Genomic DNA, 15,907 nt, shown 5'->3' with positions numbered 1-15,907 from the left:
ATCACTGTGCCGGCGTTCATTTTCCGGCACAGTATTTTTGTCTTAGGATGCTTTCTTAACCAGCGGCAGATCGAATGCCTTACGCAACGCTTTTACAAACGCTTTATCCTGGCAGATGGTTTTTCCCGGGCTGTCAGAAAGTTTTGCTACCGGTTTGCCATTGCACTGAACCAGTTTGATCACGATGTTCAGCGGTTTGACGTGCGGGATATTACAGGTCAGGCGCGTGCCGATACCAAAGACCAGATTCACCCGCTGATGGAAATGCCGGTACAAATGCAGCGCTTTATCCAGGTCCAGATTGTCGGAAAACACCAGCGTTTTGGTCATCGGGTCGATTCCGAGCGCCTGGTAATGTGCAATCGCTTTTTCACCCCATTCAACCGGATCCCCGGAGTCATGACGCAGTCCCTGATAAGCGTTGGCGAATTTTGTTCCGAAATCACGCAGGAAAGCATCCATGGTGATGCAGTCCGTGAGGGCAATGCCCAGCTGATCGGGATATTCGTCAAGCCAGGCTTGTAAGGCCGCGCGCTGGCTGTTCGCCAGAACCGGGCTGATTTGCTGATGTGCCTGGAACCACTCGTGCGCCTGTGTTCCAACCGGCGTCAGCTGCAATTTATGGGCTAAATCGTAGTTGCTGGTGCCGACCAGATAAGGGAATTCGTTTTTCAGCGTGGTGACAATCGCTTCCTGAACTTCACCGGAGAAACGGCGACGCGTGCCGAAATCCATCAGCCGAAAAGCGGAAAGATCGATGTCAGCAGCCTGTTCTTTGAAACTGGCGAGATTTTTACGCAGCTGATCGACCGCCATTTGCGCGGTAATATCCGGCGAGCGCTGACGGTGCACAACTTCACTGATGACGGCCAGCAGCGGCACTTCCCACATAATCACTTCACGCCACGGCCCTTCAATGCGCACGTGCAAATGCCCGTTGTGATCGGAAACGGTGACATGTTCAGGATTGTAGCGGAACGTTTTCAGCCAGTTGAGATAATCCCGGGTGAAGAAGGGCAACCCGGAAAGATAGGTGAATTCGTCGTCGGTCAGCGCCAGTTGGCTCATTTTCTGGATCTGCTGACGAATTTCGCCGGCGTATTCGCCCAGAAGTTCATCACCGCGGCAACGGAACTCGGCCACGACGTTAATATTGCGATAGCGATGGTAAACCGCTTGCTGCATATGAAGCTTGTAGGCATCGGTATCTAACAGCGAAGTCAAAATCGGGGAGGCGTATGGAGTCATAGCGCGCTTACAGCATCCTCGTCAGAAACTGAGTGTTTGAACACAAACAACCGTTCCGTAAAAAAAACGTTCTGGATAAAACAGCAAAGTCTGTGAAGTATACCGTATTATCCTGTTAAAGAACCCTCATCACATCATAATTGTCTGCAAATGGTCGAGGCTTAATTGTGCTCAAACATAGGGAATATGGGCAAACAGGCGATCTTCCGGATTAAAAAAAGCACAAATTGATTACATAAATTTAATCAACCTGACGTTCAGAAAAGAAAAATCGGGGCAATTTTACCCCGATTTTTGTGTGTTCATTCCGCTTCGTTTGTTCACGATAGTAAACGATCAGATGTTTTCCAGATTAATCCCCCGCGTCTTAGGGCCAAAAATCCCGATCACCAGCATCACGATAATCATACTGAGGACGATGAACGCAATCACGCCCTGCGTTCCGGCATATTGCAGGATCAGGCCGATCAAAATACTGCTAAAGACGGTCGACAAACGGCTGAAGGAATAACAGAAACCCACCGCACGGGCGCGGATGTGTGTCGGAAATACCTCGGTCTGATACGCGTGATAACTGAATGTCAGCCATGCGTTGGAATAGGTGATCAGGAAACCACAAATGACCAGCATGACCGGATGAGTCTGAAACGCGAAGAGGGTGCCGAAAATTACCGTCATCAGGGAAGAAAGGACGATTTGCCATTTGTTTTCGATCTTGTCGGCATAACGGCTGCAAATCAGAGAACCCAGCGGATACGCCAGTGTAATAAAGAAGGCGTAAAGCAAACTGTGGGTCACTGTAGTGCCTTTGCCGGAAAGCAGGGCGGGCAGCCAGTTGCCAAAACCAAAGAAACCGATGGCCTGGAAGAAGTTCATTACCGTCAGCATCAGCGTGCGTTTGCGGTATTGAAATGACCAAATTTCCCTGAACGTGCCTTTTCGCGGTAATCCGCTGGCCTGTTCAGGCGCGACATATGCCGGGCTTTCGGCCACGCCGCAGCGTTTTTCCATCGCCGATACGACATTGTGCGCCTCTTCGTTTCTTCCCTGCTGTGCCAGCCACCGGGCGGATTCAGGCAGGTTTTTACGCACAAACCAGATAATCAGTGAACACAGCGCCCCGGCGATTACTACGTAACGCCAGCCCGTGAGGCCGAAGAAAGTCTGCGGAACCAGCCACCAGGACATCAGGGCGACGGCCGGAACCGAGAGGAACTGTATAAAGAAAGCAAACGCAAAGGCACGGCTTCGCAGATGACTGGGAACCCATTCGGTCAGATAGGTATCAATCGTTACCAGCTCCAGTCCCAGGCCAATCCCGACCAGAAAGCGGCAAAGAATGATCCCCTCCGCGCTGTTCTGGAACGCCATCAGTAATGAAAAACAGCCATACCACGCCAGCGCAAACATAAATGTCATGCGGCGGCCAAACCGGTCAGCGTTAGGTGCCAGCATGCTCGCGCCGAGAAAAAGGCCCAAAAATGTGGAAGATGCGAAGGCGGCCTGATCGGAAATACCGAGTACACCGGCGCTGCCAACATGAAATATGTTTTCTGCGATCAAACCCGAACTAATGTATCCCGTCTGGAAAAGGTCGTAGAGTTCGAAGAATCCACCCAGCGAGAGCAAAATAATAAAACGCCATAGCCCGGCTGAAGCGGGAAGCGAGTCAATTCTGGCTGATAATGTCTTGTTATTTAATGTTTTTTGATTTGTTATCCCCTGGTCGGGGGCGCAGGTGTCACTCATTTTATTATTAGCCTCAGTGATTCATCGTATTCATGATCATGCTAATGACTCGCGATCGGATTTAAATATTGAATTTATGTAACGAACGAGAAAATAGAGCATAAAAAACTGCGCAAAAGTGCGTTTTGAAAAGTACAGTTTTATCAGTGAAGAATGTGACGGCGATCGGACTTCCATTTTTAAGCCCGAGAAAGGCCCTTTAAGACAAATTTCTGTGTTTTGGTTGAAAGGTGCGCATACGCACTCACAAACTGGCAACAATCTGGGATTTTCTGGTGCCTGTGTTAGAGTTTAGAGAGAAAAGTATGAAGGGCGGCAGGGCTCTGCGCAGCGATTTGCTGACAAAAAGCGCCCGCTTCAATGCCATGAATCGTCATCACCCTAAACAATGAAAACGCCAAAAGGTTTTTTATGACTCAACTGCCACAAGCCAAGTTTCGCCACGACTATCGTGCGCCGGACTACACCATCACGGATATCGACCTGAATTTCGAGCTTGATGCACAGAAGACCCTTGTGACCGCCGTCAGCCAGATTAAACGACAGGGTGCAGAAGGCGCTCCGCTGGTGCTCAACGGGGAAGATCTGACGCTTATCAGCCTGAAAATTAACGGTCAGGACTGGCCTCAATATCAGTTAAAAGAAGGCGCGCTGGAAATCACTGGCCTGCCTGAAGCGTTCGAACTGGCGATTGTTAACGAAATTCACCCGGCGAAAAACACCGCGCTGGAAGGGCTGTATCTTTCCGGGGAAGCGCTGTGTACTCAGTGTGAAGCCGAAGGTTTCCGCCACATTACCTATTATCTGGATCGCCCGGATGTTCTGGCGCGCTTCACCACCCGAATTGTAGCTGACAAAGCCCGCTATCCTTATCTGCTGTCCAATGGTAACCGGATTGATCAGGGGGAGCTGGAAGGTGGCAAACACTGGATAAAATGGGAAGATCCGTTCCCGAAACCTTGCTACCTGTTTGCGCTGGTTGCTGGTGATTTCGACGTTCTGCGTGATTCTTTCAAAACCCGTTCAGGCCGCGATGTGGCGCTGGAGCTGTTCGTTGACCGCGGCAATCTGGATCGCGCGGGTTGGGCAATGGAATCCCTGAAACAGTCGATGAAATGGGACGAAACCCGCTTCAATCTCGAATACGATCTCGACATCTTCATGATTGTTGCCGTTGATTTCTTCAACATGGGCGCGATGGAAAACAAAGGCCTGAACGTCTTTAACTCCAAATACGTGCTGGCAAAAGCCGAAACCGCGACCGACAAAGATTACCTCGGTATCGAAGCGGTGATCGGCCACGAATACTTCCACAACTGGACCGGTAACCGCGTGACCTGCCGCGACTGGTTCCAGCTGAGCCTGAAAGAAGGCCTGACTGTTTTCCGCGATCAGGAATTCAGCTCTGATCTGGGCTCCCGTTCCGTCAACCGTATCGATAACGTCCGTGTGATGCGTGGCGCGCAGTTCTCTGAAGATGCCAGCCCGATGGCGCATCCTATTCGTCCAGAAAAAGTTATCGAAATGAATAACTTCTATACGCTGACTGTGTATGAGAAGGGTTCTGAAGTTATCCGCATGCTGCACACCCTGCTGGGCGAAGAGAAATTCCAGGCCGGAATGCAGCTTTATTTCGAGCGCCACGACGGCAGCGCTGCGACTTGCGACGATTTCGTGCAGGCGATGGAAGATGCCTCGAATGTTGACCTGTCGCTATTCCGCCGCTGGTACAGTCAGTCCGGCACGCCGGTGCTGACCGTGCGCGACGACTACGACGTGGAAAAACAGCAATACACCCTGACCGTCAGCCAGAAAACCCCGCCAACGCCTGATCAGACTGAAAAGCTGCCACTGCATATTCCGCTGGATATCGAACTCTACGATCCGCAGGGCAACGTGATTGCGCTGAAACAAAACGGTCAGACGGTCAGCAACGTGCTGAATGTGACCGAAGCCGCGCAGACCTTCATCTTTGACGATGTGGAATACCCGCCGGTGCCTTCTTTATTACGTGAATTCTCCGCGCCGGTGAAACTCGATTACAAGTGGGGCGATCATCAGCTGACTTTCCTGATGAAGTACGCGCGTAACGATTTCGCCCGCTGGGATGCGGCGCAAAGCCTGCTGGCGATATACATCAAACTGAACGTGGCACGTCATCAGCAGAAACAGCCTCTGTCTCTGCCGCTGCATGTGGCGGATGCGTTCCGTGCGGTACTGCTGGATGAAAATATCGATCCGGCACTGGCGGCGCAGATCCTGACCCTTCCGTCTGAAAACGAAATTGCAGAACTGTTTGAGATCATCGATCCGGAAGCCATCAGCGCTGTTCACGATGCCATTACCCGCTGCCTGGCAACGGAAATGGCCGATGAATTCCTGGCGGTTTATAACGCCAATCGTCTGCCTGCGTATCGTGTTGTGCATGAAGATATCGGTAAACGTTCACTGCGTAATACCTGCCTGCATTATCTGGCTTTTGCGGATGTTACTCTGGCGGATCAGCAGGTTAAAACCCAGTTTGAGCAGGCCGATAACATGACCGACTCACTGGCCGCAATGGCCGCCGCCGTGTCCGCGCAATTGCCTTGTCGCGAAACGCTGTTAGCCGCTTACGACGAGCGCTGGCATCACGATGGCCTGGTTATGGATAAATGGTTTATCCAGCAGGCGACCAGCCCGGCGGCCGATGTGTTGCAGAAAGTACGTTCACTGCTCAACCACCGTTCATTCAGCATGGGCAACCCGAACCGCGTCCGTTCACTGATTGGTGCGTTCGCGTCGGCTAACCCTTCTGCATTCCACGCCGCAGATGGCAGCGGTTATCAGTTCCTGACCGAAATGCTGACCGATCTGAACACGCGTAACCCGCAGGTTGCCGCACGTATGATTGAGCCGCTGATCCGTCTGAAACGTTATGATGCTGGCCGTCAGTCGCAGATGCGTAAGGCACTGGAACAGCTGAAAGGGCTGGAAAATCTGTCCGGTGATTTGTTCGAGAAAATCACCAAAGCGTTAGATGCGTAACTAACCGCAGAAACGCAGTAAGACAAAAGGGCGATGGAAACATCGCCCTTTTTACATGTTGAGATGACGGGACTTTCCGTTAACTCTGCGCGCGTTTCGCTTCCTGCGGAACGTTCTGCGCTGGCTGTGGCGTCAGCACGCGTTCCAGCACTTCCGCTTCCAGCTCAGCCAGACGGGCAGATCCTTTGCGGCGCGGGCGTGGCAAATCAATGGTTAAATCCATGCCAATTTGCCCCTGGTCGATAAGGATCACGCGATCCGCGACCGTGACTGCTTCGCTGACATCATGTGTCACCAGTAAAACGGTGAAATCATGCTGCTGCCATAAACGTTCTATCAGGCTTTGCATTTCAATACGCGTCAGCGCATCGAGCGCACCCAGCGGTTCGTCCAGCAAAAGCAAACGGGGGCGGTGGATCAGCGCCCGTGCCAGCGCCACGCGTTGCTTTTGTCCGCCGGATAACGCCGAAGGCCATTCGTCGGCGCGGTCGGCCAGCCCGACTTCTTCCAGCGCTGCCCGCGCGGCTTCACGCCATTGACCTTTCAAACCCAGCCCGACGTTATCAATCACCTTTTTCCATGGCAGCAGGCGGTCATCCTGAAACATCAGCCGTGTATCTTCCCGAACTTCACTCAACGGCGCACTGGCGCTGAGCAGCTCGCCTTGCGTGGTTTTTTCCAGCCCTGCGAGCAGGCGCAGCAGGGTACTTTTCCCGCAACCGCTGCGGCCAACAACGGCCACAAACTGGCCGGGTGGAATACGCAGATTGATATCATTCAGTACGGCGCGGTTGCCGTATTTTTTCGTGATGCCGGATAAGGTGACCGGCGTGCCTTGCCCGATACGTGCAGGTGCGCTCATGCGGCGTCTCCTTGTTTTTTCTGATAGGCCGGGTGCCAGCGTAGCCAGACACTTTCCAACTGGCGGGCCAGCACATCGGCCAGTTTGCCGAGGATGGCGTACAACACAATGGCCACAACCACGACGTCAGTTTGTAAAAACTCGCGGGCGTTCATCGCCAGATACCCGATGCCTGAATTAGCCGAAATGGTTTCCGCGACGATCAGCGTCAGCCACATAAAGCCCAGCGCAAAACGAACGCCGACCATAATCGACGGCAGCGCGCCCGGTAAAACCACCTGAATAAACAGCGGGAAACCGGATAAACCGTAGCTGCGCGACATTTCCAGCAAACCGCGGTCAATGTTGCGGATGCCGTGATAAGTATTGAGATAAATCGGAAACAGCGTGCCCAGCGCCACCAGGAAAATCTTGGCGGATTCATCGATGCCGAACCACAAAATCACCAGCGGGATCAGGGCCAGATGCGGAATGTTACGCAGCATCTGGAGCGAGCTGTCGAGCAGACGTTCGCCCCAGCGTGAAAGCCCGGTGATAAAGCCGAGCAGTAAACCCAGACTGCCGCCGATGGCAAAACCGGTCAGCGCGCGGAAGGTGCTGATCTTCAGGTTCTGCCAGAGATCGCCGCTTTTGGCCAGTGTCCAGAAGGCTTCCACCACCGCGCTCGGTGCCGGAAGTATGCGGTTAGACAACCAGCCAGCTTCAACCGCCAGCTGCCAGCCGCCGATCAGGACAACCGGAACGACCCAGGGCGCGGCGCGGTTCAGCCAGCGTTGTGATCTCGTCATCTTTATTCTCCTTAATGCTGGCTGGCGGCACGTTTATTCGCAAAATCGTGCGCCACAAGTTCACCGCGCGGCAAAATGGCTTTTTTCACGGTTTGATCGTCTTCGTGTTTTGCCAGATCCAGATGCGGGAACAGCAGCTCACTGACGCGGTACGCTTCTTCCAGATGCGGATAACCGGAGAAAATAAAGGTATCGATGCCCAGATCGGCATATTCCTGCATGCGGGCCGCAACGGTCGGGCCGTCGCCGACCAGCGCCGTGCCGGCTCCGGTGCGCACCAGACCAATGCCTGCCCACAGGTTCGGGTAGATTTCCAGTTTGTTGCGATCGCCGCCGTGCAGGGCGGCCATGCGGTGCTGACCGACGGAATCAGTTTTCGCAAATGCGGCCTGCGCACGCTGAATAGTTTCGTCATCCACGTTGGCAATCAGCTTGTCGGCGGCGCGCCAGGCCTCTTCGTTTGTTTCGCGGACAATCACGTGCAGACGAATACCGAAACGCACGGTACGGCCTTTCGCTGCGGCTTTCGCACGGACCTGCTCGATTTTTTCTTTCACCAGTGCCGGCGGTTCACCCCAGGTGAGATAAAGTTCAACCTGCTCAGCGGCCAGATCCTGCGCTTCGTCAGAAGAACCGCCAAAATACAGCGGCGGACGGGGGTACTGAACCGGCGGGTGCATCAGGCTCGCCCCTTTCACCTGAATGTGTTTGCCTTCGTAATCCACGGTTTCCCCTTCCAGCACACGACGCCAGATACGGGTAAATTCGGCGGACGCTTCGTAGCGTTCCTTGTGATTGAGGTGCAAACCTTCGGCAGCCAGTTCGGTGGGATCACCGCCTGTCACCAGATTAAACAGCGCACGACCGCCGGAAAGCCGGTCCAGCGTGGCGGCCTGACGGGCAGCCAGCGTCGGAGAAATAATCCCCGGACGCAGCGCGACCAGAAATTTCAGACGCTGAGTCACCGAAATCAGTGAGGCGGCCACCAGCCATGAGTCTTCACATGAACGGCCCGTTGGCAGCAATACACCGCCAAAACCCAGGCGGTCGGCGGCCTGTGCGATCTGCTGAAGATAGCCGTGATCGACTACTCGCGCGCCTTCTTCAGTGCCTAAATAACGGCCATCGCCGTGGGTAGGTAAGAACCAAAATACGTTCAGACTCATGTTGTTTTTCCTCTCAATTCGTCACGGGTGCCGCTCAGCGGGCGGCTCAATGAGTGATCAGTTAGCCTGTACAGCGGGCTTCCAGATGCGATCTTTAATCTCAACAGGTTTTGGCAAAATATGGTTTTCATAGAACAAATCGGCGGTTTGCTGTTGGCGTTTTTCCGTTTCAGCACTGACCGGTGTGATTGGCATATCCGGCAGATGATCGAGATAAGACGCCACGACTTTATCCGGCAGCCCCATCGACTGGGAAAGCAGTGTGATGCTTTGCGCACGGTCGGTTTTCGTCAGCGCATTCGCCTGCGTTAACACGTCCAGAACGGCGCTGATAAATTGCGGATTCGCTTCGGTATATTTTTTCGGTGCCAGATAGAAAGAACCGGTCTGGTGCAGCGTGGAACCGTCGGTCAGGACGCGAACATCGCCCTGAACTTCAGCGGCGGAATAGTATGGGTCCCAGATAGCCCAGGCATCGACGTCATGCTGCTGGAAAGCCGCGCGGGCGTCAGCAGGCGTCAGATAAACCGGCTGGATATCGGTGAATTTCAGCCCGGCCTGTTGCAGCGCACGAAGCAGTAAATTGTGCGAACTGGAGCCTTTTTGGAAAGCCACTTTATGTCCTTTCAGGTCCGCGACAGTTTTAATCGGGCTGTTGCTGTCGACCAGAATAACTTCAGCTTTCGGCTTCGGCGGTTCAGAACCGATATACAGCAAATCCGCGCCCGCGGCCTGCGCGAACAGCGGTGGCAAATCACCGGTTCCGCCCAAATCAATGCTGCCAACGTTCAGTGCTTCCAGGATCTGCGGCCCTGCAGGAAATTCCACCCAGCTGATTTTGGTGTCCGGGAAACGCTTTTCCAGTAACTGATGAGATTTCGCCAGCACCAGGCCGACGGATCCTTTCTGGTAGGCGATGCGTAACTGTGCGGGATCTTTTTCCTGCGCAAGCGCCGCACCGCTTAGCGTCAGGCTGGTCAGCAGCCCGGCAATAGCTGGCAGGCGGCGTAATAAAGAGAAGGATGCTGGCATGGTTAATTCCTTTTAAAGTTAAACGCGTAATGCCTGAGCAGAAAGGGACGCGACTGACGGCGCCAGCGGGCGGCGGCGGCTGAGTGCCAGATAGAAGTTCTCCAGCGATTCCGTCAGACGCTCTTCAAGTGCGGGATCAAGCTTCGCCGGGTAACTCTGGTAATCGGTGATCAGGCTGTCATCGGCGAAAACGCCCTGCAAAACTTCCTGGGCCTTGAGCGACGCCAGTACCGGTTTGAGCGCGTAATCCACGGCGAGCATGTGGCCAATCGAACCGGCGGTGGCCAGCGGCAGTACAACTTTATGGTCGAGCGCGCGTTCCGGCAGCAAATCCAGCAATGTTTTCAGTGCACCGGAAAACGAGGCCTTATAGACCGGCGTTGCCACGATCAATCCATCGGCGCTTGCCAGTTCAGCAGTCAGCTGTTTGAGCTGCGGGCTGGCGAAATTTGCGAAAAGCAGGTCGTCAGCGGAAAAATCCTGAATCGTATAGGTGAAAACCTCGACGCCGCGGCTTGCCAGCCACTGATGGCTGAGCGCCAGCAGGGAGGAAGAACGTGAAGGTTGTCGCGGGCTACCTGCGATTGTTATAACGCGCATCTCTCTTCCTTATAACAAAAAGTAATAGAACCATTATTTTCTTTAACAAAGTGGAGTAAACGTAACAGGGGGACGCTGCGCACCGGAAATCTCAATTTTGGCTATGAATAGTTTGAAAACGGATAAAGCAGGGATGAAGCGGGCGCGGGGGGAATAAAAGTAAAATTAAGGTAAATAAAAAGTAATCGTTTGCGTACGGAAACAATTATTGTGCCAATCCGCTGGTTATCGTTTCCAATTGCCTGACGCTTAGTCGATAATACCGCCCCGTCTAGCCACCGGGAATCCAGGAGTCTCCATGTATTATCCTTTTGTCAGGAAAGCACTGTTTCAGCTCGATCCAGAACGCGCCCACGAGTTAACCTTCCGCCAGTTAAGCCGCATCTCCGGCACCCCACTTGAGTTTTTAATTCGTCAGTCCGTTCCGGCCAAACCGGTGACCTGCATGGGATTAACTTTTAAGAACCCGCTGGGGCTGGCTGCTGGCCTGGATAAAGACGGCGAATGTATTGATGCACTCGGCGCAATGGGATTTGGTTTTGTGGAAGTGGGAACCGTGACGCCGCGCGCGCAGGCGGGTAATGATAAGCCACGTTTATTCCGCATCGTTGAGGCAGAAGGCCTGATTAACCGCATGGGTTTCAATAACCACGGCGTGGATAATCTGGTGAATAACGTCAAAAAATCCCATTTTGACGGCATCCTGGGGATTAATATCGGCAAGAATAAAGATACGCCGGTCGAGCAGGGTAAAGATGATTATCTGACCTGTATGGAAAAGGTATATCCGTACGCGGGTTATATTGCGGTGAATATTTCTTCACCAAACACGCCGGGATTACGTTCACTGCAATACGGCGAAGCGCTGGATGATTTACTGGCGGCGATTAAAAATAAGCAGCTTGAACTTCAGCAACGTCATCAGAAATATGTGCCGATTGCTGTGAAGATCGCGCCGGATCTTTCTGAGGAAGAATTGATCCAAATAGCCGACAGTCTGGTGCGTCATAATATGGATGGTGTGATTGCGACTAACACGACGCTCGATCGTAAACTGATCCAGGGCCTTAATAATTGTGATCAGGTAGGCGGACTAAGCGGTCGCCCGCTGCAACTGCGCAGCACAGAAATTATCCGTATGCTGTCAAATGAATTACAAGGTCGTCTGCCTGTTATTGGCGTCGGTGGCATTGATTCTCTGACGGCAGCGCGTGAAAAAATGGCAGCCGGTGCATCATTAATTCAAATCTATTCCGGATTTATCTTCCGCGGACCAGGTTTGATCAAAGATATTGTTACCCACCTCTGATATTTTTCATCCTTAAGGCGAGTCAGGGGTTTATTTATTAACCCGGCTCGTCTATATTTTGTCCACTGACCATTATTCAGGCTCAGGATTTGTCTGATACCCGTTCGTAATAAAAAATTCTATTCTTATCGGATCAGGTAACAATAGAACATCACGAACAAACAGGCAGAGGGCATCGCGCAAACAGGATGACGAAATGAAAATCAAACCAGATGATAATTGGCGTTGGTATTTTGATACTGAACATGACCGGCTTATGTTGGATCTCGCTAATGGCATGATTTTCCGTTCCCGATTCCCCGCTAAAATGTTAACGCCGGATGCGTTCGGCGATATGTCATTTTGTGTCGATGATGCGGCGCTGTATTTTGATTTCGAAGAACAGTGCAAACATATTCGCCTGGCCGCCGAGCAGCGCGCCGAATTAGTATTAAATGCATTAGTCGCCTTTCGCTTTTTAAAACCGCTGATGCCTAAGAGCTGGCATTTCAGTCAGCAACATCGTCCTTTCCAGCCAGCAAACGGTCAGCTTGCGCAGGTGCAGGTAATGGAAAGTGGTGAGCAGGCGACATTACTGGTGGTTGAGTCCGGCGATAACGCCAGTCTGTGCCTGCTGGCGCAGGAACGTCTGACAGTGGCAGGGCGCGGGATGGTGTTAGGTGATGCGATCAAAGTGATGCATGACCGGCTGATGCCAGCGGCATTCCGGGTAGACAGCGATGTCTACGATCAGGCAGTTTAAGTTCTTTAATTCCGGTTTAAACTGCCTGACTCAGCATTAACTGCGTTTTCTAGCCGATGATAATATCTGAGGCCGGAATACAGCTGCACGACAATATCATTCCGTCTTTGCCCACTGCGCTTTCTTTCAGCGGCGAAACTTTTCCCTCTCGTAATGTCATTTTGCAGGCACCACATATTCCAGCACGACACGAATATGGGATCCGTAATCCCTGCAATTCCAGTTGTTCGAGCAAAATCTGTTGATTATTCCCGGTAAACTGCGTGCCCTGATAATTGATGGTCACGTCCTGCGCAGTGCTTTTCGGTGCGTCGACGTTTTCAACCACTTCACCTGCGCCGTAAGGCCGCGGTGGTTTGGTGGCCAGCACCTCAACGCTGTCGCCCGCGCGGATCACACCGGTATTTCGCGCAATCATATTCTGGCCGAAATCCACGTCGCCATCGCTGGCAGTACGGTAGCCCTGCAAGGTCTTCAGCGGTTCGCCCCGCGGATGTTTACGTCCGCGCTCAATGCTGACCGTGGTGAAAATACAGCGGCTGCACGGTTTGACCAGATCGAAAATGACTTCGCCGATGCGGATCGTCTGCCAGGTATCTTCGGCATAAGCTTCGGTGCCACTGACCACAATGTTGGGCCGGAATTGCTCAACGCGTACCCCCCCCGGACAGCGGCGCTGTAAATCCTGCATCGACGCTTCATTGATCAGCAGATACGGGAAGCCGTCGGCAAACGACAGCGGGACTTCCGGATGTTTTTTCACACGGCGCGTCGGCTCTTCGCCAACCCAGCGAAGCTGGACGTCACGCTTTAAATAAGCACTTAACCAGCGATTTACCGGTTCCGGCGCGATGAGTGAGGTAAACTGATTGCCCCAGACTTCTGTCGGAGAGTTTTCACCGGCGAATTCACGGAATTTTACGCTGATGCTGTCACCTTCTGGCGCAGAGATCATCAGGCCATCGGGCAGGATCACCGGAGTGAACAGGACAAGGTTGGGATACTGGCGGGCGGTAATAAAAGTGCCTTGCGTATCGGTAATCATGAACTGGCGGTCGAACGTCAGTCCTGTTGCTGTAACCAGTGCGTGGGAGACTTGCAGACCACGCATGGATTTGACCGGGTGTACGAATAAACGTGAAAGAATGGGCACTGAACGTCGCCTCTCTGTATATAAAGTCTTAAAGAGAACCAGAGACTTTATGACAAGCGGTGGGGATTAGCTATAATGCGCAACAATTTTATTTTTGGTGATATGTCGATATGAACTCTTTGTTTGCCAGCACGGCGCGTGGACTGGAAGAACTGTTAAAAAGCGAACTGGAAACGCTGGGTGCGCAAGCCTGCAAAGTTGTGCAGGGAGGGGTGCATTTTGAAGGTGACGATCGCCTGATGTATCGGAGCTTACTGTGGAGCCGTCTGGCTTCGCGCATCCTGTTACCGCTGAACGAATTCAAAGTTCACAGCGATCTGGATCTTTACCTCGGCGTGATGGCGATTGACTGGCCGTCCGTGTTTGGCGTGGAAAAAACGTTTGCCGTGCATTTCAGCGGCCTGAACGACGAAATCCGTAACAGCCAGTACGGGGCGTTGAAAGTGAAAGACGCCATCGTTGACAGTTTTACCCGCAAAATGGACGAACGTCCGAATGTGGCAAAACAGCAACCGGACATCCGCGTTAACGTGTTTCTGCAACGTGATACTGCCAGCGTCGCGCTGGATCTCAGCGGCGAAGGCCTGCATCAGCGCGGCTACCGTGACCTGACCGGTCAGGCTCCGCTGAAAGAAAACCTGGCCGCGGCTATCGTGATGCGTTCAGGCTGGCAGGCGGGTACGCCAATGGTCGACCCGATGTGTGGTTCCGGTACGTTGCTGATTGAAGCAGCCATGATCGCCGCCGATCGCGCGCCGGGCCTGCATCGCCAGCACTGGGGCTTTACCGGCTGGAGCAAATTTGACGCTGAACTGTGGCGTGAACTGACTGCCGAAGCGCAGGTTCGTACCCGCCGTGGCGTTCAGGAAACATCATCACGCTTCTTCGGCTCTGATATCGACCGTCGCGTTATCGAGATGGCACGTGCCAACGCCCGTCGCGCGGGTGTGGCAGAATTGATCAGCTTTGACGCTGCCGAAGTCGGCAAACTGGTGAATCCGCTGCCGGAAGGCCCGACCGGGACGGTGATCAGCAATCCGCCATACGGCGAGCGTCTGGAAAGCGAACCGGCTCTGATTGCGTTGCACAACATGCTTGGCCGCATTATGAAGACACAGTTTGGCGGCTGGCAGCTCTCCTTATTCAGTGCGTCACCTGAGTTGTTAAGTTGTCTCCAGCTGCGCGCTGAGCGCCAGTTCAAAGCGAAAAACGGCCCGCTGGAATGTGTGCAGAAAAACTACCAGCTGGCGGAAAACCCGACCGGCGCGGCAGGTGCGCAAATGGCAGAAGATTACGCCAACCGCCTCCGGAAAAATGTTAAGAAACTGGAGAAATGGGCCAAACAGCAGGGCATCGAATGCTATCGTCTGTATGACGCCGATTTGCCGGACTACAACGTGGCGGTTGACCGCTACGGCAGCAAAGTTGTGGTTCAGGAATATGCGCCGCCGAAAACGGTTGATGCGCAGAAAGCCCGTCAGCGTTTGTTCGACGTGATTAACGCCACGATGTCCGTGTTGGATATTTCTTCCAGCCAGCTGATCCTGAAAACCCGTGAACGTCAGAAAGGCACCAGCCAGTACGAGAAACTGGCACAGAAGGGCGAGTTCCTGTTGGTTGAGGAATTCGACGCTAAACTGTGGGTTAACCTGACGGATTATCTCGACACCGGTTTGTTCCTGGATCACCGTATTGCCCGCAAAATGCTCGGCGAAATGAGTAAAGGAAAAGACTTCCTGAACCTGTTCGCGTACACCGGCACGGCCAGCGTTCACGCCGGTCTGGGCGGTGCGCGGAGCACAACCACGGTAGATATGTCCCGTACCTATCTTGAATGGGCAGAGAAAAACCTGCGTGCCAATGGCCTGACCGGCCGTCAGCACCGCCTGATTCAGGCAGATTGCCTGTCTTATCTGGGCATGTGTGATGAACAATTCGATGTGATCTTTATCGATCCACCGACGTTCTCCAACTCGAAACGTATGGCCGACAGTTTTGACGTTCAGCGCGATCATCTGGCATTAATGAAAGATCTGAAACGCATTTTACGTCGCAACGGCACCATTATGTTCTCGAACAACAAGCGCGGCTTCCAGATGGATCTCGACGGACTGAGCAAACTGGGGCTGACCGCCAAAGAAATCACCAGCCAAACCCTGTCACAGGATTTCGCCCGTAACCGTCAAATTCATAACTGCTGGCTGCTGTCCCACGCCGGCGAGGAAAAATAA

At 53.2% G+C, this 15,907-nt stretch carries 12 protein-coding genes; 4 read left to right on the top strand and 8 right to left on the bottom strand.

Going from position 1 to position 15,907, the window contains the following annotated elements:
- Positions 1 to 42: 42 nt before the first annotated feature.
- Positions 43 to 1,248, bottom strand: coding sequence for a nicotinate phosphoribosyltransferase (pncB, locus tag J1782_RS09920; RefSeq protein WP_217153065.1), 1,206 nt, complete (start codon positions 1,246 to 1,248; stop codon positions 43 to 45).
- Positions 1,249 to 1,584: 336 nt separating this feature from the next.
- Positions 1,585 to 2,997, bottom strand: coding sequence for an MFS transporter (locus J1782_RS09915; RefSeq protein WP_217153064.1), 1,413 nt, complete (start codon positions 2,995 to 2,997; stop codon positions 1,585 to 1,587).
- A gap of 411 nt (positions 2,998 to 3,408) precedes the next feature.
- Between J1782_RS09915 and pepN the strand changes: the two genes are divergently transcribed.
- On the top strand, positions 3,409 to 6,024 hold the full coding sequence (gene pepN / locus J1782_RS09910; protein ID WP_152324145.1) for an aminopeptidase N: 2,616 nt from the start codon (positions 3,409 to 3,411) through the stop codon (positions 6,022 to 6,024).
- A gap of 79 nt (positions 6,025 to 6,103) precedes the next feature.
- Here pepN and ssuB read toward each other — a convergent pair whose 3' ends face one another.
- The 5 genes from ssuB to ssuE are packed head-to-tail and all read right to left on the bottom strand — an operon-like array spanning position 6,104 to position 10,472.
- Entirely contained in the window at positions 6,104 to 6,886 is a 783-nt protein-coding gene (gene ssuB, locus J1782_RS09905; protein ID WP_152324144.1) for an aliphatic sulfonates ABC transporter ATP-binding protein, read from the bottom strand.
- Positions 6,883 to 7,674: an aliphatic sulfonate ABC transporter permease SsuC gene (ssuC, locus tag J1782_RS09900; protein WP_152324143.1), complete on the bottom strand. Its 792-nt coding sequence runs from the start codon at positions 7,672 to 7,674 to the stop codon at positions 6,883 to 6,885. Before ssuC ends, ssuB begins: the two co-directional genes overlap by 4 nt.
- 11 nt (positions 7,675 to 7,685) lie before the next feature.
- Positions 7,686 to 8,840: an FMNH2-dependent alkanesulfonate monooxygenase gene (ssuD, locus tag J1782_RS09895; protein WP_165058078.1), complete on the bottom strand. Its 1,155-nt coding sequence runs from the start codon at positions 8,838 to 8,840 to the stop codon at positions 7,686 to 7,688.
- 57 nt (positions 8,841 to 8,897) lie between these two features.
- Positions 8,898 to 9,872 carry a sulfonate ABC transporter substrate-binding protein gene (locus J1782_RS09890; RefSeq protein ID WP_217153063.1) on the bottom strand — a complete coding sequence of 325 codons (975 nt, stop codon included), beginning with the start codon at positions 9,870 to 9,872 and terminating at the stop codon, positions 8,898 to 8,900.
- Between the two features lie 18 nt (positions 9,873 to 9,890).
- The gene (gene ssuE, locus J1782_RS09885; protein WP_152324140.1) at positions 9,891 to 10,472 is read right to left on the bottom strand and encodes an NADPH-dependent FMN reductase; all 582 of its coding nucleotides are present in this window, start codon (positions 10,470 to 10,472) and stop codon (positions 9,891 to 9,893) included.
- A gap of 298 nt (positions 10,473 to 10,770) precedes the next feature.
- Here ssuE and pyrD point away from each other — a divergent pair, with 298 nt between their 5' ends.
- Both pyrD and J1782_RS09875 read left to right on the top strand, forming a co-directional pair.
- Complete coding sequence (gene pyrD / locus J1782_RS09880) at positions 10,771 to 11,781, top strand: quinone-dependent dihydroorotate dehydrogenase (protein WP_217153062.1); 1,011 nt, start codon at positions 10,771 to 10,773, stop codon at positions 11,779 to 11,781.
- Between the two features lie 196 nt (positions 11,782 to 11,977).
- Positions 11,978 to 12,523 carry a cell division protein ZapC gene (locus J1782_RS09875; RefSeq protein ID WP_152324138.1) on the top strand — a complete coding sequence of 182 codons (546 nt, stop codon included), beginning with the start codon at positions 11,978 to 11,980 and terminating at the stop codon, positions 12,521 to 12,523.
- A gap of 49 nt (positions 12,524 to 12,572) precedes the next feature.
- Here J1782_RS09875 and J1782_RS09870 read toward each other — a convergent pair whose 3' ends face one another.
- A complete protein-coding gene (locus J1782_RS09870; protein WP_217153061.1) occupies positions 12,573 to 13,676 on the bottom strand; it encodes a YcbX family protein in 1,104 nt (367 codons plus the stop codon).
- A gap of 110 nt (positions 13,677 to 13,786) precedes the next feature.
- On the opposite strand from J1782_RS09870, the gene rlmKL reads away from it, so the two are divergent.
- A complete protein-coding gene (rlmKL, locus tag J1782_RS09865; protein WP_152324136.1) occupies positions 13,787 to 15,907 on the top strand; it encodes a bifunctional 23S rRNA (guanine(2069)-N(7))-methyltransferase RlmK/23S rRNA (guanine(2445)-N(2))-methyltransferase RlmL in 2,121 nt (706 codons plus the stop codon).

Source organism: Rahnella sp. BCC 1045, assembly GCF_019049615.1.
Lineage (GTDB): Bacteria > Pseudomonadota > Gammaproteobacteria > Enterobacterales > Enterobacteriaceae > Rahnella > Rahnella contaminans.
This window is presented reverse-complemented; position numbering and strand designations above follow the sequence as displayed.